The sequence below is a fragment of the Pseudomonas sp. MWU12-2319 genome, assembly GCF_023242525.1.
GTDB classification, from domain to species: Bacteria; Pseudomonadota; Gammaproteobacteria; order Pseudomonadales; family Pseudomonadaceae; genus Aquipseudomonas; species Aquipseudomonas gingeri_D.
Genome location: NZ_JALJES010000033.1, coordinates 17,548 through 35,864 on the forward strand (window position 1 = coordinate 17,548; position 18,317 = coordinate 35,864).

Here is an 18,317-nt window from a genome sequence, read left to right on the forward strand (position 1 = left end):
TCGAATCTGGTTTCTATTGGGCAGTAAGTCGATTGAGTGATGTGCAAAACGTTACCTTGAGGTACAGGCTGATGGTGCGCCTGTGTGAGATGATCCCTTTACCAAAGTTCGACTTCGCGGGCTGCGCCTTTATTGTTTCCGTGTTTGCATCCATGAACATTCGCCTGATTGACAGTAAAGCAGCCACTCTCAAGCCTCGGCCGCGCGCAATCCATTCACTTTTTTCATAGGCAGGTTTCAGCTTTTCTGTAGTCGAAGCTAGGCAGAGGGAAAAAGAACTGCATCTCTCACACGAGCCGAGATAAAAAACGCAATATAGTGTTAGGTCGCGCAGAATCAAAACACCATACGCCCGGCATGACTTTTGAATCCCGAATGGCATCGGAATTCCCCCAAGACACAAAAGGAGAATGATTGTGTTCCCACTGGATATTTGGCTGACCTATACCGCGGCCTGTCTGTTACTGGTTATCTCACCAGGGCCGGACAACCTGCTGGCAATCGCCAGGGGGCTCAGCCAGGGTCGTATGGCTGCATCAGTTTCTGGCATGGCCTCAGGCACCGGCATCCTGTTTCACACAACAACTGCCTCCCTGGGATTGACTCTCTTGATGCAGACTTCAGCACTGGCGTTCTGGGTCGTCAAGGTCATCGGGGCCAGCTACCTGCTATGGCTGGGCATCAAAGTCTTGCGCTCTCGAAGCCTTATCAATTTCCAGCCCACCGCGCGCCAGCCCCTGAAAAAAATATTCCTCACCGGTTTTCTGTCCGCAGCACTGAACCCGAAACCGGGCCTCTTTGTGCTCGCGTTCATTCCACAGTTCGTCAACCCGAAGTTAGGCTCAGTCACCGTGCAAATGATGGTGTACGGCGCCTGGTTCGCTGCGTTGACCGCACTGGGCTTTGCACTCATGGGAATTTTTGCAACCCGTCTCTCGTCGTGGCTTCAGCACCGGCCAAAGGTGGTCAACGGGCTTAACCTGGGTGCGGGCTTCACCTTCGTTGTCTCCGGGCTTTCGATCGCAGCCCTTAGCCAGAAATAGGGGAAATCGCTCCGGCCGGGTTGTCGAAATGCAAGCGTACGCCTGAATCGCCCCGGCCTGGCTACCTATGCATTGGAGACGTTGGTCAGTGATCCTGAATTTCATACCAAAGTGCATCGAACACCACTCGAGCCACAACTGCCGGTCGCGGTGGTTCTGAATCAGGTTTTCACGTCATCCGCCCTGATGAATTCGATGAGTGCTTTCAAGGCCGGTGGCACATGGCGCCGGCTGGAGTAGTAAAGAAAGAATCGGCTTGGCGGTGCTTTCCATTCCTGGAGTATCTCTCTGAGATGTCCGTTCCGGATATCGTCGCGTGCCAGCTCCTCGTAGACGTAGGCAATACCGGCACCATCTTTCGCCGCCTGGATCATCAGCGCATCGTCTTCCAGAATGAGCGGGCCTGTGACGGACAAACGTATCGGTTGACTGTCTGCTTGATACTCCCAAGCGTATAGCTTGCCACTGGGAAAACGTCTGGCAATGCAGGCATGTTCGAGTAAGTCGCGGGGGGCGTGCGCGATCCCCTTCGCGGCCAGATAGGCATCCGCAGCAACGGTCACGAACGATTGAGGTGCGCCGACAGGGACCGCAATCATATCGCCAGCCAGGCTTTCACCAAAGCGGACGCCCGCATCAAACCCACCGCTCACAATATCGGTCAATCCATCATCGGTGATCAGGTCCAACTGAATACGTGGGTACCTGTCCACGAAGGGCGCGAGCACTTGCGCAAACACGATGCGAGCCGCTGGACGCGCCACATTGAGGCGAAGTTTACCCGCGGGCACTTCCTGCATCGAGGTCAATTGCGCCAATGCACCGGCAACCTGGTGCAGGGTTGGGACCAATGTCGCCAATAGCTGCTGGCCGGCCTCGGTCGGAGTCACGCTACGAGTGGTTCGGTTCAACAGTCTGATGCCCAGCCGTGCCTCCAACGCACGCATCGCATGACTCAGCGCAGAAGCCGAAACACCACGCTCGTCGGCGGCCTTGCGAAAGCTGCGATGGCGAGCGACGGCGGCAAAGGCATCGAGCTCTGAGAGATCAGGGCGATTACTCATGAATATTTTTCAGCAGTTCAAATACGATTATCTATCTTATCGTCATGAGATCTCTCTCGGATACTTCTCACATCACTTATGGAGAGGTTGCTATGCAAAAGAGACGTCTTGGATCATCGGACTTTCTGATTTCGCCTATTGGCCTGGGGACATGGGCAATCGCCGGCACCGGCTGGGAGTACAGTTGGGGAGCGCAGGACGACAAGGACAGCCTGGGCGCACTTGAATATGCCGTAGAACGTGGGGTGAACTGGATTGATACCGCTGCGGTTTATGGCTTGGGCCATGCGGAGCAATTAGTGGGGAAATTGCTCAGCCGGCTGCCAGCCTCGCGGCACCCTTTGGTGTTCACCAAAGGCAGCTTGGTCTGGGACCCGATCACGAAGGAGATTTCACACTCACTGACCCCCCAGAGCTTGCTCGCCGAGATCGACGCAAGCTTGCGTCGACTTCAAGTCGAGACCATCGATCTTTATCAGATCCACTGGCCTGCTTTTCCTGCAGACGCAAGCAGTGAAGGTATTGAAATGGCGCTTTCGGTTTTGGCAGCCGCGCGCGATCAAGGAAAAATTCGCGCTATTGGTGCATCGAACTTCGATGTCGCTCAACTCAAGCGGGCGCAGGCGGTGACAGAGATTGTTTCACTCCAGCCGCCATATTCTGCCTTGATGCGGGACATCGAGAAAGACGTCTTGCCATTCTGCGAGCAGACCGGGATGGGTGTCCTTGCTTATTCCACGCTTCAATCGGGGCTGCTGTCCGGCAGTATGACGCGCGAACGCATCTCGCAACTGCCCGAGGACGACTGGCGCAAGGCCCGCAGTGCTGACTTCCAGGAGCCCCGCTTGAGTGCAAACCTGGCATTGGTTGACGTCATGGCGCGCATTGGAAAAAGGCGCGGGGTGAGTGCTGCTGCGGTCGCTATCGCTTGGGCACTTCGCAAACCGGTGGTAACAGGTGCCATTGTCGGCGCCCGCCGTCCCGCACAAGTAGACGGGCTGATTGCAGCCTCGGAGTTGCACCTAAGCACCGCGGAAATTGACGAAATACGACCGTTCCTGCCATCGGGCATGGGAACAAATGTCCCTGGTGCTATTGCCTGAGACTTTTGAACATAGGGTAAGCGTTCAAGTTATGTTATTGAACGCAGGCGCTTGATGGGTAGCAGAGCGGTCGATCAGATCGTATTGCGATCTATCACAAGTCACTAGAGGGCATGTCGACCGACTTCCGCGTCTAGCCGAATTCTGCCAGTCAGCATAGGAGCTCCCGTTGATCAGCCCCCAAGTAACTGCGCGGGGGCGCCTATACTGCGTTGAACCTTGAACCGGTTCGAACCGCAAGGTGGCGATGGGTGTCGTGCATCTGATTGAGCTGGCACAGCTGAAGATGGACTCGGTGCTGGATGAGCAAGCGCTCAGCGTCAGCAGCTGACAACACCCTGCGCAGAAGCGGGGAGCCCGGCTTCCCGTTTTGTCGCTTCTGGCTCAGGTCCTCTGTTGCAGGACACCCTTGAGCATCAGTGCCAAGCCTTAAAGCAGTGCATGCATTGTCGAGCTTGCCAGGTTCTCAGCTGCTCGCCGTAGAACGAGCAATGGGCGATTTTCAGTTTGCAGATCGGAGTCAGCCGGCGCTGGAAGCCCCCAAAAAGCGATACCTGGGTCGGTAGCCTCAAGCCTGACGATCTCATCGAACACAGCCTGTTCGCCCTCCCCGTGAAATGTACCGATAACCGGCACCGTTTCGATGGCGCAGTAGTATCAGGGCTGAGGTTGCAGGATGGTTTTGATGGCAGTGACGACACAGTTACGACCTTGGTGTTTCGCGTCGTATAGGCGTTGATCGGCTACATGCAGAATGTCTTCGATGGAGTCCCCGTCTCGTCCGTATTGCGATACGCCGATGCTCACTGTGACCGTGGTCAGCCGTTGCTGGCTGATGTTGAAAGAAGTCGTTGCAATGGTGTTCCGCAGACGCTCAGCGATTACGTGTGCGCCTTCGAGTGGAGTCTGGGGCAGCAATATCATGAACTCTTCCCCACCCACTCGGGCTACGCCGTCGTACGGCCGGATCGATTCGAGACACTCCTGCACGAACCTCTTGAGGATGTCATCGCCAACCTGATGCCCAAAGCGATCATTGATGGACTTGAAGTTGTCCAGGTCGAGCGCCAACACCGAGAACGGAACGTCGCCGCGCTTAGCCCGGTCAATTTCGGCATCGACCCGTTCCATGAAACGACGCCGATTGTCAGCGCCCGTCAGTGGATCGGTCGCGGCAAGGTGGCCGAGTTCCCGATTGGTGCGCTGGAGCTCCTGCAGGGCATTTTCAGCGTAGGCCATTGACTCGGCAAGACGCACCATCAACTCCCCTTGACTGTAAATCTTCGAGAACGACCGAGTGGAGAGGAACGCTTGCGCGACCCCATAGCTCAACAGGAAGAATCCAGCAGCGAAGATCGCATGGGCGAGCCACCACATATGGTTCCAGGGACGCCCTAGGATGAACGCAAGAGATGACAACGCGAACGCGGTAACCGAGATGGCAAAAATCACCATCAGCGGCGAACGGAAACGACGCAACAGCAGCACTGCCACATTCACGGCGGAAAAAAACAGGGCCCCACCTTCCAGCGCGAGGCGTACTGCGGGATGGCCCGCAACCTGCGAATTCGCAACGAGTGCCACCGCCAGGTTAACCAGCAGGAACAGCCCTATCCAGGTCAACCACGGGCGGAGCTTTGTGCGTTGGGCAGCGGCGTCAGGTGGTTGATGGTACGACAGCATGCCGATCAACAGCAGAATTGCCATGACCAGTCGAGAGGCCGGTCCGTAAAGCAGGAAGAGCCAGAGATGGGAGTGAGCGAGCCCGGTGAACGCCCCATGCAAGGCATAGATCATCACAAACCCGAGAAAGCCCAATGTCATCCAGCGCAGCAGCGGATCTCCCGATGACTGATAGCAGCACCAGGTTACGTAAGTAACAAACAGCCCTTCCAGGGTGGCGGCCGTGATAGCAATGATATGGAACGTGTGGTTCTCGAATATAAGGGTCGGATCCTGGAAGACGTACAAGTAGCCAATCAGATAAGCCGGAACAAACGCAAACCCTGCGAGCAGCAAGCAGACATAAAGCTTAATTACAATATGGATAGCGTCAGGCGGCTCGCCGGTAGCGGCCGAACTATTCACACCCCCTTCATGCAAATCCATTTTATCCGCACCGCCACAGTGCCAACTCCAAAATCACCGACATATCAACACCCCCTACATCATGATGAAAGCGTCTTGCGAGTTGATATTTTGAATCTCAATTGTAGACCACCCATCACATTCCGCTGCTAACGTCGATGACTATCCTCAAGCCGCCACTGCACATCAGTGACGGAGTTTGGTAGCCCTCGGTGTAACCAGGTGCAAGGTGCCACCTTGGGCAAGGCATTTTTTCGCCTCAGCTTTATGATGGACGTGCAGGGTTGTCGTGTGGGACGGCCTATACTGCGTTGATCCTCAATCGGGATGGAGTAGTTCGATGAGCAACGATAACCATTACAGCGCTGGCCAGAGCCTGATCGACAAAATCAAAGAGGGTGAACCCTTGATGACACAGGCGCTGGATGTGCTGCGGCAGTACCACGAAGCTCAGGGAACGCAATCAGCAGACGAAGTTGGGCGGCTGCGTCTCGAGGCAGAAGCACTGTTCACAGCTGTCAGCGAGTACCAGCGCCAAGCTCTCAGTGGACTCCTACCCTCACTGCATAGAGCGAAGCCTGAATTCGAACCGCGAAAAAAATCAGCCCAAAATCAACATCGGGATAACATCCTGTAGGAGCCGGCCTTGGCCGTAATGGCGCCCTAACTGACAAATTGCGGCGCCCGCATTGCGATGCAAGGTCGATGCTTTCCAGGTTCTCGGTTGCCCACCGCAAAACGAGTGGGCGTAGGGCCAAGACTCCACTGATTGGCTCAGGCTTCGCTCAGTGATGCCCTTCGTGCCTGACTTCGATCCCCGACCAGACACAAGAATAGCGACAGAACAATCGCACTGATGCTCACATTCATCCACGGCGTGATCTGCTCATCGAGCAACAACACCGACCAGGCGACGTACAGGTTGTAAAGCGCATAGCTCACTGGAACCCCAATGGCTGCGCCCAACCAAAACCGTGACGAGCCCTCCGGAAGCGCCGCACTGGGTAGCAGCAGCATCATCGCCTCACCAATGCCCAGGGCTGCGCACAACAGATGCCAGACAGTCACTGTTGCCGAACGCAGCATAAACCCCAGCATGATGCAAAAAACCGGGGTACTGGTGACGATCAGGGTAATCAGCATGATTGCACCGGGGTACTGCTGGGGGGCCCTGAACCCGATTTTTCTACCCGGCTGGGTTGTGTGACCTTGTACCGAGCCGCCAAGGCCTGGACGCTGCAGATGCAGATGCAGATGCAGATGCAGAGAATCACCTCAAATCTGTTGCTTGTCGCGGTTCAAATCTACAACGCTGGCGTTGTAGATTTGAACCGCGCCCTCGCTCAGGCGATGGGCCTCGACGAAGCGATAAGTCGGATCGGTGATATAGCGCTCGCAGATAAGCAAACCCCACGCAGGCCTTACCCAACAAGACTTCCACCCCATTTCGGTGCTTTTCAGGTCAGGCACATGAAAAAACCCGCTAGACATGTAGCATAAATTACATAAGTATTTATTTAGCCAATCATGAAATAAAAGCAACACCCTCCCCCTCTAGCAGGAGCTCGGATGCCCTCACTTAGAGACCGGATCACTGATCCCGGCCTGGACCTCACGCCGTCGGAACGCAAAGTCATACGTGCATTGCTGGACCACTACCCGCGTAGCGGGCTGGGCCCGATGTCGCGTCTGTCCGAGCACGCCGGCGTCAGCGATCCGACTATTGTGCGCCTGGTGAAAAAACTCGGCTTCGGTGGCTATGCCGATTTTCAGGACGCGCTTCTCAGCGACATGGATCACCGCCTGCGCTCGCCCAGCACGTTGTTGCGACCGCGCTCACACCTCAAGCAAGACGACGTCTGGAGTCATTACCTGGCGGACAGTCACAGTACCCTGCTCGAAACCCAGGCCCTGACTCAACCCGAAGATGTGCGCATTCTGGTGGAGTGGCTGCTCGATACACGGCATCAAGTGCATTGCTTCGGCGGACGCTTCAGCAGCTTCCTCGCCCACTACCTGCTCAATCATTTGCGCCTGTTGCGTGCGGGCTGCTTTGCCCTGGAAGACAACGCGCAACTGCCTGATCGCCTGTTCGATGTGCAACGTCAGGACGTGGTGCTGCTGTTCGATTATCGACGTTATCAATCCCAGGCTCTGCGTGTCGCCAGCGCGGCCAAGAACCGGCATGCGCGCGTCGTGCTGTTTACCGACATCTACGCCTCGCCGCTGCGCGAGATGGCCAACCTGGTGATCACCGCGCCCGTGGAGTCGGTATCGGCCTTCGACACCTTGGTGCCGGCACTGGCCCAGGTCGAAGCCTTGATTGCCTGCCTGACGCTGCGTTGCCCCGATCTTGCCGAGCGACTGGAAGGCATCGACGCACTACGAAACGATTTCACCACTCACCTGCTGGAGGAAAAATAAGGATGTTTATGCTCCCCCATCACTCGCCCCGTGACCTGCCGTTTACTACCAACCGAACCGCGCTACTGCTGGTGGACATGCAACGCGCCTGGCTTGAGCCGCAGTTCGACCCGCATCTGCAAGGGCCGGACGCCAGGTACTTCCTCGACCGCACCCGTCAACAGGTGATTCCCAACCAACTCAGGTTGCTGGCCGCCGTGCGCACGGCTCGGCAGAACGTTCTGCACACGATCATCGAAAGCCTCACCGCCGACGGGCGCGACCGCTCGCTGGACCACAAACTGTCGCAGATGCACCTGCCAAAAGGCAGCCCGCAAGCCGCCATCATTGAAGCGCTGACACCGGTCGAAAATGAAATCGTCTTGCCCAAGACCTCCTCCGGGGTGTTCAACTCGACCAACATCGACTACGTGCTGCGTAACCTGCAAACCCGCCATCTGATCATTGCCGGCATCGTCACCGACCAGTGTGTCGACATGGCCGTGCGCGATGCGGCTGACCGCGGCTATCTGGTGACGTTGGTCGAAGACGCCTGCGCAACCTATACCGAGCAACGCCACCTGGCGTGCCTGAGTGCGATCAAGGGCTATTGCTGGATCACCGATACGCAAACCGTACTCGATCGTTTGCAGGCGTTGCAGGCATGAGCCGCGCCAACAGCGGTGAGCCTCTGACGCCCGTGGCAATGACCACCATCGTCACCACGGACCTGATCGGCGTGACCCGTGGCCGGTCGTTTCCGACCGATGAACTGGAGCACTACAAGACCGCTGGTTGCGGTTGGGTCCCGGCCAACAGCGCGCTGACCCCGCAAGACATCATCGCCGCCAGCAATCCGTGGGGGGCCTACGGTGACTTGCGGCTGATCCCCGACCTGAGCAGTCGCGTGACGGTCAGCAACGGTCCCGATGCCAGTGCGCCGGCCCTGGATTTCATCCATGGCGACATCTGCGAAACCGATGGCCGTCCATGGGCTACCTGCCCGCGCACGCTGCTGCGCAACGAAGTACAGCGCTACCACGATGAACTTGGGCTGCAGATCACTTCGGCCTTCGAGCACGAATTCAACCTCACCACCGACAGCGTCCAGGCTGAACATCTAGCGTTTTCGCTAGAGGCTCAGCGTCAAGGCGCAACGTTCGGTGGCTGGCTACTCAGCGCCTTGCGCGCAGGTGGGGTCGAGCCGGAAATGTTCCTGCCCGAATATGGCAAACACCAATACGAAATCACCTGCCGACCGACCCTGGGCGTCGCAGCGGCCGACCGTGCGGTCAACGTGCGCGAGATTACCCGCGAGATCGCCCGGCAGATGGGACTGAACCTGAGCTTTGCGCCCAAGACCTCGGAGCACGCGGTGTGCAATGGCGTGCACCTGCACCTGAGCCTGCACGACCTGTCCGGCCATCCGGTGCTGTATGACGCCGGGACCGCCAACGGCCTGTCGCCCCTTGGCCAGCACTGGTCCGCGGGCGTGTTGCACTACTTGCCGGCCCTCTGCGCCTTGACCGCGCCGACACCGATTTCCTATGAGCGCCTGCAACCGCATCACTGGAGTGCGTCATATGCATGCCTGGGTCAACGCAACCGTGAAGCCTCTCTGCGGATCTGCCCGACCGTGAGCCTGGGCGGCAAATCCGAGGCCGCGCAATACAACCTCGAATTCCGCGCCATGGACGCCACGTCCTCCCCCCATCTGGCGATGGCCGCCGTGCTGATTGCCGGCCGACTGGGCATCGAGCAACGCCTGGCGCTGCACGCGATCACCGATGAAGTCCCGGACTCGCTGAATGAAGAACAACGCCAGCACCGTGGCATCGTTGCCCTGCCGGCGTCACTCGCGCAGGCCCTGAGCCACTTGCGGGGCAGCGAGGCCTTGCTTGAAGCCTTGCCGGGCGCGCTGCTCGACACCTACTTCGCCGTTAAAACCGAGGAACTTGCCTTGACCCAGCACCTGTCGCCCGCCCAACTGTGTGAGCACTATGCACGCCTCTACTGAGTCCGCCGAGTTTGGACTCTACACCGAGCCGGCTTACAGCCTGAGCCGGGAAGCATCCGAGCACCCGCTGATTCTGGTGTGTGAACATGCCAGCCGCTACATCCCGAGCGCCTTGAACGATCTGGGATTGAGCGGCGATGCCACACACGAGCACATTGCCTGGGACATCGGTGCGCTGGCGCTCGCCGAGAGCCTGTCCAAAGCTCTCGGCGCGACCCTGCTGGCGGCCAACTACTCGCGCCTGCTGATCGACCTCAACCGTCCGTTGCAGGCGCCGGACAGCATCCCGACCAAGAGCGAAATTTATCCGGTGCCGGGCAATCAGAATCTCGACGATGCGACCCGCGACTACCGACGCCGGTGCCTGTTCACACCATTTCACACACGCCTTGGCGAACTGATCGATACCCGCGTGGCCGAGGGCCGCACGGTACGGGTGGTGGGCATTCACAGCTTCACGCCAATCTACTTCGGCCAGCCCCGAGCGCTGGAAGCCGGCGTGCTGTATGGGCGGGCCGAGGATTATGCAAGCCGGCTGGTCGACGGGTTGGCCAGGCATCCACTGCGGGTCGCCGGTAATCAGCCCTACAAAATCAACCCTGCGGCCGACATGACGGTGCCGGTTCACGGCGACGCCCGTGGCATCGACTCGGTGCTGATCGAGGTGCGCAACGACCTGTTGCGCAATCGGCTGGCGGTCCAGACCTGGAGCGATTACCTGGCGCCGTTGCTGTAAAGCCGAGGCCTCAAGCGAACAGTTTCAAGCTGAAAAAAAACGGAGGGTTGTACCGGTAAAACAACGATAACCAACGCTGTAGCGTGTTTTTACCTGCCTGGTTCAAACACATTGCCATAGTGGCTTACAAGGAGAACTGCTTCATGGAAATAGAAGAATTCGGCTACAAGCAAGAGTTGAAACGCAGCCTGTCGCTGACCGACCTGGTGATTTACGGGATGATTTTCATGATCCCCATCGCCCCGTTCGGCGTCTATGGCTACGTCAACCAGGAGGCCCCCGGCATGGTGCCGCTGGCCTACATCATCGGCATGGTGGCGATGCTGTTCACCGCCTTGAGTTACGGCAGCATGGCGCGGGCCTTCCCGATCGCCGGCTCGGTCTACTCCTATGCTCAACGCGGGCTGAACCCGCATGTCGGCTTTATCGCCGGCTGGCTGATGCTGCTCGACTACCTGCTGATCCCGCCGCTGCTCTACGTGTATGCGGCGATGGCGTTGAATCACCTGTACCCGGACATTCCCAAGGTCGGTTTCATCCTCGCCTTCCTGGTCAGCGCGACCTTCGTCAACCTGCGGGGCATCACTTTTACCGCACGGATGAACATGCTCTTTCTGCTGGCGCAATTGGTGGTGCTGGGAATTTTCCTGTTCTACGCCTGGACCGCCTTGCACGGTGGCGCCGGTAACGGCCAGTTGACCCTGGCACCGTTGTACAACCCTGAGCACTTCAACTTCGCGTTGCTCATGCAGGCAGTGTCGATCGCGGTGTTGTCGTTCCTCGGCTTCGATGCGATTTCGACCCTGGCCGAAGAGATCAAAGGCGATCCGGGCCGCAGCGTCGGCAAAGCCGCGTTGATCACGTTGGTGGTCATGGGGGGGATTTTCGTCGTACAGACCTGGATCGCCACAGACCTGGCCGCCGGCATGGGCTTCAAGTCCGCCGATACCGCGTTCTATGAAATCGCCGAAATCGCCGCCGGCAGCTGGCTGGCGACTGTCACCGGCGTGGCCACGGCACTGGCCTGGGGCGTGGCGGTGGCGATCACCTCGCAAGCCGCGGTATCGCGCTTGCTGTTCGGTATGGCACGAGACGGCAAACTGCCCAAGGTGCTGGCCAAGGTACATCCCCAGCACAATACCCCGCACATCAGCATTTACCTGGTGGCGGTGCTGTCGCTGCTGATCTGCTACCTGTTCATCAACTCGGTGGACACCCTCACTTCACTGGTCAACTTCGGGGCCCTGAGCGGCTTCATGCTGCTGCACCTGACAGTGATCAACTACTACTGGCGCCGGCAGAAATCCGGCCAGGTGATCCGCCATCTGATCTGCCCGGTGATCGGCTTCATCATCGTCAGCGCCATCCTCTACAACATGGGTGTCGATGCGCAAAAGCTCGGCGGCATCTGGATTGCGGCGGGCCTGGTCTACCTGTTTTTCCTCAACAGAATCGGCGCCAGCAGCGTATTGCCAGACCCGTCCAACAGTTGAAAAAAACAGTGTTCAAAACGTCGAGCGGTCGCTGACGGTGATTAGCCGACCGCCGTTGTATGCGTGGAAGCCGACAGTGATAGTCAAGCCTGATGCCCCGGTATCAGGCTCTTTGATACAGGAGTACCTCCATGCTGGCCTTACGTCCAGTTCAGTTATCCGACCTGCCTCAGTTGCAGCAACTTGCACGCGACAGCCTGGAGAGTGCCACCTCGTTTCCGGACGACAGCGAGCGCCTGCGCCAGAAGATTCTCGCTTCCTGCGCATCGTTTGCCAGTGACGTGAAGAGCCATGGCCCGGAGAACTATTTCTTCGTGCTGGAGGACCTGGCCAGTCAACGGCTGCTGGGCTGTTCGGAAGTCCTCGCGACCGCCGGTTTCAGCGAGCCCTTCTACAGCCTGCGCAACCGCCCTTTCACCAGCGAGTCGCGCGAGCTGAACATTCATCACGGGGTGCCGGCGCTGTCGTTATGCCAGGACCTCCGCGCACATACCTTGCTGCGAGGTTTTCATCTCAACACCGAGCTTGAGCGCACACCCTCTTCGCAAATGCTTTCCCGGGCCCGCCTGATGTTCATCGCCGCCCACCCTCAGCGCTTTTCCGACGCAGTGATTGCCGAAATCGTCGGCTACAGCAACGACGCAGGTGAATCGCCATTCTGGGATGCACTGGGCAAGCACTTTTTTGACCTGCCTTATGTCGAGGCTGAACGCCTCTGCGGCTTGAAAAACCGAAGTTTTCTCGCCGAGTTGATGCCGCACTACCCGATCTACGTACCGATGCTGCCGCAAAGCGCTCAGGCGTGTATTGGCCGGATTCATCCGGACGGCCAGGAAGCCTTCGATATCCTTGAACGCGAAGGCTTCGAGAGCAACAGCTACATCGACCTCGTCGACGGTGGACCAACGCTGTTTGCGCGCACCGCGAGTATTCGTTCGATCACCCAGACCCGCACGGCCGTTGCGCACTTGAGCCCACACAGCAGTGGCAAGACGCCGTACCTGCTGAGCAATGACGCACTGGAAAACTACCGGGCAATTATCGCCGAGCTGGACTGGAGCCTTGAGGAGCCTGTCTTGCTCAACTCCACCCAGCTCGACGCCTTGCAACTGGACAACGGCAGCCCCGTTAGGCTGATTGCGCTATGAAGCAGATCTTCCGCCCCCAAGGAGCTCCATCATGATCGTGCGCCCGGTTCAAATGACCGACCTGCCCGCGTTACTGGCGCTGGCACGCCTCGCCGGCCCGGAGTTCACTACGCTGCCGGCCAACGAGGAGCGTCTGACCCTGCGCATACGCTGGGCGCAGCGGACCTTTGTCGGGCAGGTAGAACGGGCGGACGCCGACTACCTGTTCGTGCTCGAAGACGACGATCAGCAAGTGATCGGCGTCAGCGCCCTGGCAGGTGCCGTCGGGCTGCGTGAGCCCTGGTACAACTACCGTGTCGGGTTGACGGTCAACACCTCGGCAGACCTGGGAATCCGTCGACAAATCCCGACCTTGTTCCTCAACAACGAAATGACCGGCCAATCGGAAATCTGCTCGTTGTTCCTGCGCCCGGATCAGCGTCAAGGCCATAACGGCCGACTGTTATCAGTTGCGCGATTGCTGTTTGTCGCCGAGTTCCCACACTTGTTCGGCGAAAAACTGATCGCCGAACTGCGCGGCAGCGCCGACGAGCACGGATGCTCGCCGTTTTGGGACAGCCTCGGTCGACATTTTTTCAAAATGGACTTCAGCCACGCCGATCACCTTTCCGGGCTTGGCAACAAGTCGTCCATCGCCGAGCTGATGCCACGTCAGCCGCTGTACACCTGCCTGCTCACCGAGCAAGCTCAGGCGGTGATCGGCAAGGCCCATCAATACGCCGAACCGGCGCGCAGAATCCTCTGCAACGAAGGCTTTTCCCATCAGGGTTACATCGACATCTTCGACGGCGGTCCGGTCATAGAAGCCCAGATCTCGAAAATCCGTGCCGTGCGCGACAGCCAGTCGCTGGACCTGATGGTCGGCACACCTGACGACAATGCGCCACTCTGGCTGATCCATAACCAGCGCCTGGAAAACTGCCGAATCACCGCCGCCCGCGCCCGAATGGTCGGCAACTGCCTGCTGGTCGATCGCCTGACCGCCAAACGCCTGCGATTGCAACCGGGCAGCTCAGTACGCGCAGTGCCGTTGCTCAAGCAACAACGGCAGGCGGTTGCCGCCTGATGTGCCAAACACCTGTTATTGACTCGTCTGCACGGAGCGTGTCGCAAACCCTCTCGCGACAAAAACCATCAAGGGCCAAAAACAAATGCTCCGACTTGTCGGGGCATTTGCGTTTTTGCCACCGGCAAAAATGAAATGATTCATCCCATCAAGGCAATCAACCCACTGGCCCCCAGTACACCGATTGCCCTTTTCAGATTGTGGGCCTATATCGCCAAAGTTGCTCAACGCCATGATGGCGGGCATTTGCGCAATGAGCGACTCGGCTTGCTGCGGCGTCAGATAGTCATCAAGCGCCACCACCGTTGCTACACGGACCCTGAGGCACCCAGTCGTTGAGGCGTTCGAGGATAGCGGCCCCCCCTGCGCCCGATCATTCGTTTTCTTCGAATTGACCCAGCAAAATAACTCGATATTCGTGCGGCCAACGCCTTCGTAAGCTTCCCTCACCGAGCACGACGCTCGGTTCTTGGGTTTGAAAGCTGAAGGAATATTGAAGTGTTTGACCGTTATCTGGATAAAAGTGTAACGCTGACTCCTACCGCCATCCCCGAACAGGGCGGCACCCTGGGTGCACTCGAATGGGCCTTGTCCAGCCCGCAGGAAAATCGCCCTATTCCGCTGTATGTGAATGCACTGCGTCAACTGCGCAAGGCGTCACAAGGCATCAGCGGACATCGGGACGAAATCCAGTTCTCCAGAACGGCCCAGTCCCGACTTTCTGAACTGTCGCAAGAGCTTGGCCTACACGGGACCCATTTCCAAATCGTTAACGACGGCGATCCATTGATCGCGATGAAGAACCGTTGGACTGCGAAACGCCTATCGAACGAACTCAAGGCAGCGCTCAAAGAGCTCACTGGCCAAGCCTGCGCCCTGTTAATCGGGCCTGATGCCCAAGGGACGGCCCCGTGGTGCGCAGATCGAGCCACCGATATCTGCCTGGAAAAGGTGTAAAGGAGCCAACCCATGCCCTACCTTTATCTCTCTCTGGCCGCCGTCTTTTGGGGTGGCAACTATGTCGTTGGCAAGTTGATGGTCATTGACATCGATCCAGTGCTGCTATCGCAAGCCCGATGGCTGCTGACCAGCGCGTTGCTACTGATCATTAACTATCGACCGCTGACCCGATCAATGGGGGCGATTCGTCAGTCCTGGAAAACTCTGACGATGCTCGCAATCTGCGGCCAGGTGTTGTTCCCGCTGACCCTGTACATAGGGCTGCAGTACACCACGTCGTTGAACGCTGCCATCTATCTCTCGGCAACACCGTGCTTGGTACTGTCAATCAATCGCTTTGTATTCGGCGACCACATATCGCGTGGCAACTGGCTTGGCGTCGTAGCCAGTACGTTAGGCGTCATATGGCTGGTTACCATGGGCCACCTCTCGGACCTACGCTTCCTCAAGCAATTCAACAAGGGTGACCTATGGACCCTGCTGTCGGCTGCCAGTTGGGCAATGTACTGCGCCTTTCTGCGGACAAAGCCCAAGACAATTCCTGGCGGCGCCTTTGTCACCTACTCCGCACTGGTTGGCACTTTACTGCTGATCCCCTTCACGCTCGTGACGATATACCTAACACCAGACAGCCTTCACACGATGCTGAATGGCACCGTCAGCTTATGGGGGCTGGCGTACCTGGTCATCTTTCCATCATGGCTGTCTTACCTGTTCTGGAACCGCGGCATCGCTGAAATCGGAGCAACACGTGGGGAGATTTTTACGCATATCGTCCCATTGTCCGGGGGCATCCTGAGCATCATTTTCCTGGGTACGCCACTCCATGCCTACCACTGGGTGAGCCTAGTGCTTATCGCCACCGGCGTTGTGATGTGCTCGGCCAAACCCAAGCCGAAACTGATGAGCAACGTAGAGACTGCCTGATGAACAAATTGATAGAACGGGTGGACGATAACGGAGTTCACTGGATCAGCATCGCGCAAGGAAGTGGGGATTTGATTACTGCCTGTTCAGATCTGGATTCACTTGAGATCAGCGTAAGCTATGAGGACGAAGCCGTACGTTGCTCCTGTAACTAATAGGTCCATCCGCAGATAGCTGAGCACGATGAGCCATGGTTAGCCGTGGCTCATCTCCACTCGCTGCCCAACCGTCGACCTAACCTCACATGTCTCACTTTCAAGAATCCATTCGGTAAGCCGCCTTGCAGCAGAACCCAGTGACGCATCCAGAAAGACCATTTCAGTATTGAACGTCGCATAGGGGCCCGTCAGTTCCAGGCTAAGCACTTTGTGGGTGGGGGCAAAGACTTCAACCAGTGCTTGGGGCACCAGTGAGACACCAGCACCATTCGCTACCTGAGAGAACAACAACGAGTAGGAACCGCACTCAACGATCCGGTCAGGTGTCGCACGATGAAGCGTCAGCAACTCTTTAAGATTGCGCTGCGAGGCACTCTGCCGACTGTTGACCAAAAAGCTGCACCCATCCAGGGTATCCAGCGATACCGGAGCATGGGACTCGCCATAAATCAGCGTGAGCCGATCTTCGAACAATCCAAGGCGCGTCAAATGCCCAGGTGCGATTCCGGCGCCGACGATGGCGGCGTCGCAAATGCCCGACTCCAATGCATCGATCAGATAGGTGGAGTTACCTAAGGTAATATCGATATCCAACGCTATCGGATTGCTCATTATTCGCTGCAATAACGGCTGACGAGAAAGCGTGAAGTTTTCGATCACCCCAAGGCGCAGCTTCTGAGGACCGCTGCCCTGCCCAAAACTAGCCTCGGCCTTCGCTACCCACTCAAGGATTTGCGAGGCATAGCCATACAGTTCGTTGCCAGCAGCCGTCACTACAATGCGGCGCCCTGAGCGTTCGAACAAGCGGGTGCCCAGCTTGGATTCCAGCGTCTTGATACGGAATGAGATGCTTGATTGCACGCGGTTGAGCTTCAGCGCGGCCTGAGTGACACTGCCGTAATCAACAATAGCCTTGAAAGCTTCCAGCTCGGCGTTTTCCATCATGGAAAAATAGCTCCCATTCCAATTTATCCTTGCAGCGTTTGCTGCCGGGCGATGATAGCTTTTTGCCCTTTTGCTAAAGATGAAGAATGCTCTATTCAGGTAACGAACTTTCGTTAAACGCTAGAGAGGGGCAACACCACCCAGTATCCATCAGACGAGTGATCCGACCCGCGATCAGTTGATGACGGACCTGAAGCTTGCGCCAGACAGGGCATAGAGAGCCCAGACCGTGAGGATCAGCGCGATTCCAATTGTGACGATTGCCGGAAATGCTCTTCCCGCCTCCGCTGCGCGAACAAAGCGTTTTCCTGCGCCGGCAAACTGGTATCCGGCAGGACCTGCAATGACAACGCCTATGTGTAAAGCGGCAGCCATGGCGCTGCAGGCTGTACCTATGATGAGTGCTTGATTGTATTCGTCGACCACGTTTTATCCTTCCTTGAGTGCCCGAGACAGAGACATCTCGGAACGGGCCCGCGTCGCCGCTTACGGAGATGGCGGAACCAAACGATGACGTCTATTTATTGCTCTTGCGACGCAGCAGGACAAACAAACCGATCAGTTGCATCCCCACCACGACCATGACCACCCTCTTCCCTCCGATGCCGAGGCCAGCCACCCAGTCGATAAAAAGCAGCAAGAGCGCTACGCACAAGGGAAGCATGCAAAGGATGTACAACACTCTGATCAGCTTCCGATTACGTCGTGCCCATGTGGACGGCCCGTCTGCTTGGGCTACAGAGTCCAGAGGGCCCAGGAACTCCAGAAGAGCAATGAATAGATCGATCATGATGTGTTCTAGCGCAATGGTTTCGACAGGAGGTGTGTGGCTTCAATTGGAACGCGCCTTTGTAACGGCTGCGTTTGAGTTTTCTGCATCCTCCTCATGACTACCAACGCCCACCTTGGCTCGAAAGCAGCTGGCCATCAACGACACCTTTCAACCAGTGGGATCGAACACAGGGTCAATGGCGCTCACAGCCTCTCACAGAAGTCGGCCATTTCAGCGACCAGCAAGAGTTCTCTCTTTCCCTTGACTGAAATTTCCTAGAAAATCCTGACCGCTTGTTTGCGCCTGATCTCACGGCTAGGCTTCGACTCGTCACTGCTCATCAGTGATCGGGTTTGGTAGCCCGAGTAACTTCCAGGCGCATAGAGCGCTCATT

Annotated in this window: 19 protein-coding genes; 12 read left to right on the forward strand and 7 right to left on the reverse strand. The window is 57.5% G+C overall.

Annotated elements, in window-relative coordinates:
• The first annotated feature begins 416 nt into the window (after positions 1 to 416).
• Positions 417 to 1,043, forward strand: coding sequence for a LysE family translocator (locus M5C01_RS32035; protein ID WP_103497526.1), 627 nt, complete (start codon positions 417 to 419; stop codon positions 1,041 to 1,043).
• A gap of 161 nt (positions 1,044 to 1,204) precedes the next feature.
• On the opposite strand, the gene M5C01_RS32040 is transcribed toward M5C01_RS32035, so the two are convergent.
• Positions 1,205 to 2,107: a LysR family transcriptional regulator gene (locus M5C01_RS32040; RefSeq protein ID WP_103497515.1), complete on the reverse strand. Its 903-nt coding sequence runs from the start codon at positions 2,105 to 2,107 to the stop codon at positions 1,205 to 1,207.
• 92 nt (positions 2,108 to 2,199) lie between these two features.
• Here M5C01_RS32040 and M5C01_RS32045 point away from each other — a divergent pair, with 92 nt between their 5' ends.
• Entirely contained in the window at positions 2,200 to 3,210 is a 1,011-nt protein-coding gene (locus M5C01_RS32045) for an aldo/keto reductase (RefSeq protein ID WP_152742319.1), read from the forward strand.
• A 657-nt stretch (positions 3,211 to 3,867) separates the two neighbouring features.
• Here M5C01_RS32045 and M5C01_RS32050 read toward each other — a convergent pair.
• Positions 3,868 to 5,298, reverse strand: coding sequence for a diguanylate cyclase (locus tag M5C01_RS32050; protein WP_177104699.1), 1,431 nt, complete (start codon positions 5,296 to 5,298; stop codon positions 3,868 to 3,870).
• Between the two features lie 340 nt (positions 5,299 to 5,638).
• Here M5C01_RS32050 and M5C01_RS32055 point away from each other — a divergent pair, with 340 nt between their 5' ends.
• Entirely contained in the window at positions 5,639 to 5,935 is a 297-nt protein-coding gene (locus M5C01_RS32055) for a hypothetical protein (RefSeq protein ID WP_248747286.1), read from the forward strand.
• A 137-nt stretch (positions 5,936 to 6,072) separates the two neighbouring features.
• Here the strand turns inward: M5C01_RS32055 and M5C01_RS32060 are convergent, their stop codons facing one another.
• Together M5C01_RS32060 and M5C01_RS32065 are read right to left on the reverse strand one after the other, a co-directional pair.
• Complete coding sequence (locus tag M5C01_RS32060; protein ID WP_103497517.1) at positions 6,073 to 6,441, reverse strand: hypothetical protein; 369 nt, start codon at positions 6,439 to 6,441, stop codon at positions 6,073 to 6,075.
• Between the two features lie 132 nt (positions 6,442 to 6,573).
• Complete coding sequence (locus tag M5C01_RS32065) at positions 6,574 to 6,768, reverse strand: hypothetical protein (protein ID WP_247263431.1); 195 nt, start codon at positions 6,766 to 6,768, stop codon at positions 6,574 to 6,576.
• Between the two features lie 99 nt (positions 6,769 to 6,867).
• Between M5C01_RS32065 and M5C01_RS32070 the strand changes: the two genes are divergently transcribed.
• The 9 genes from M5C01_RS32070 to M5C01_RS32110 all read left to right on the forward strand — a co-directional run bounded on the left by M5C01_RS32070 (position 6,868) and on the right by M5C01_RS32110 (position 16,048).
• Positions 6,868 to 7,722 carry a MurR/RpiR family transcriptional regulator gene (locus M5C01_RS32070; RefSeq protein WP_103497518.1) on the forward strand — a complete coding sequence of 285 codons (855 nt, stop codon included), beginning with the start codon at positions 6,868 to 6,870 and terminating at the stop codon, positions 7,720 to 7,722.
• A gap of 2 nt (positions 7,723 to 7,724) precedes the next feature.
• Positions 7,725 to 8,369: an isochorismatase family cysteine hydrolase gene (locus tag M5C01_RS32075; protein ID WP_103497519.1), complete on the forward strand. Its 645-nt coding sequence runs from the start codon at positions 7,725 to 7,727 to the stop codon at positions 8,367 to 8,369.
• Positions 8,366 to 9,718 carry a glutamine synthetase family protein gene (locus M5C01_RS32080; RefSeq protein ID WP_103497520.1) on the forward strand — a complete coding sequence of 451 codons (1,353 nt, stop codon included), beginning with the start codon at positions 8,366 to 8,368 and terminating at the stop codon, positions 9,716 to 9,718. The genes M5C01_RS32075 and M5C01_RS32080 overlap by 4 nt, the downstream gene beginning before the upstream one ends.
• Complete coding sequence (locus M5C01_RS32085) at positions 9,702 to 10,454, forward strand: N-formylglutamate amidohydrolase (protein WP_152742317.1); 753 nt, start codon at positions 9,702 to 9,704, stop codon at positions 10,452 to 10,454. Before M5C01_RS32080 ends, M5C01_RS32085 begins: the two co-directional genes overlap by 17 nt.
• Positions 10,455 to 10,597: 143 nt before the next feature.
• Positions 10,598 to 11,947, forward strand: coding sequence for an APC family permease (locus tag M5C01_RS32090; RefSeq protein ID WP_152742316.1), 1,350 nt, complete (start codon positions 10,598 to 10,600; stop codon positions 11,945 to 11,947).
• A gap of 131 nt (positions 11,948 to 12,078) precedes the next feature.
• Entirely contained in the window at positions 12,079 to 13,095 is a 1,017-nt protein-coding gene (locus M5C01_RS32095) for an arginine N-succinyltransferase (protein ID WP_152742315.1), read from the forward strand.
• 31 nt (positions 13,096 to 13,126) lie between these two features.
• Complete coding sequence (astA, locus tag M5C01_RS32100) at positions 13,127 to 14,161, forward strand: arginine N-succinyltransferase (RefSeq protein WP_152742314.1); 1,035 nt, start codon at positions 13,127 to 13,129, stop codon at positions 14,159 to 14,161.
• Between the two features lie 498 nt (positions 14,162 to 14,659).
• Positions 14,660 to 15,118 (forward strand): hypothetical protein, encoded by a 459-nt coding sequence (locus M5C01_RS32105; protein WP_152742313.1) that lies wholly within the window; start codon positions 14,660 to 14,662, stop codon positions 15,116 to 15,118.
• A gap of 12 nt (positions 15,119 to 15,130) precedes the next feature.
• Positions 15,131 to 16,048 (forward strand): DMT family transporter, encoded by a 918-nt coding sequence (locus M5C01_RS32110; protein ID WP_152742312.1) that lies wholly within the window; start codon positions 15,131 to 15,133, stop codon positions 16,046 to 16,048.
• Between the two features lie 194 nt (positions 16,049 to 16,242).
• Here the strand turns inward: M5C01_RS32110 and M5C01_RS32115 are convergent, their stop codons facing one another.
• From M5C01_RS32115 to M5C01_RS32125, 3 genes are all read right to left on the reverse strand, one after another.
• Positions 16,243 to 17,151 (reverse strand): LysR family transcriptional regulator, encoded by a 909-nt coding sequence (locus M5C01_RS32115; RefSeq protein WP_152742311.1) that lies wholly within the window; start codon positions 17,149 to 17,151, stop codon positions 16,243 to 16,245.
• A 174-nt stretch (positions 17,152 to 17,325) separates the two neighbouring features.
• Positions 17,326 to 17,577 (reverse strand): hypothetical protein, encoded by a 252-nt coding sequence (locus tag M5C01_RS32120; RefSeq protein WP_152742310.1) that lies wholly within the window; start codon positions 17,575 to 17,577, stop codon positions 17,326 to 17,328.
• 91 nt (positions 17,578 to 17,668) lie between these two features.
• Positions 17,669 to 17,941, reverse strand: a complete 273-nt coding sequence (locus M5C01_RS32125; protein WP_152742309.1) for a hypothetical protein — start codon at positions 17,939 to 17,941, stop codon at positions 17,669 to 17,671.
• Positions 17,942 to 18,317 lie beyond the last annotated feature (376 nt).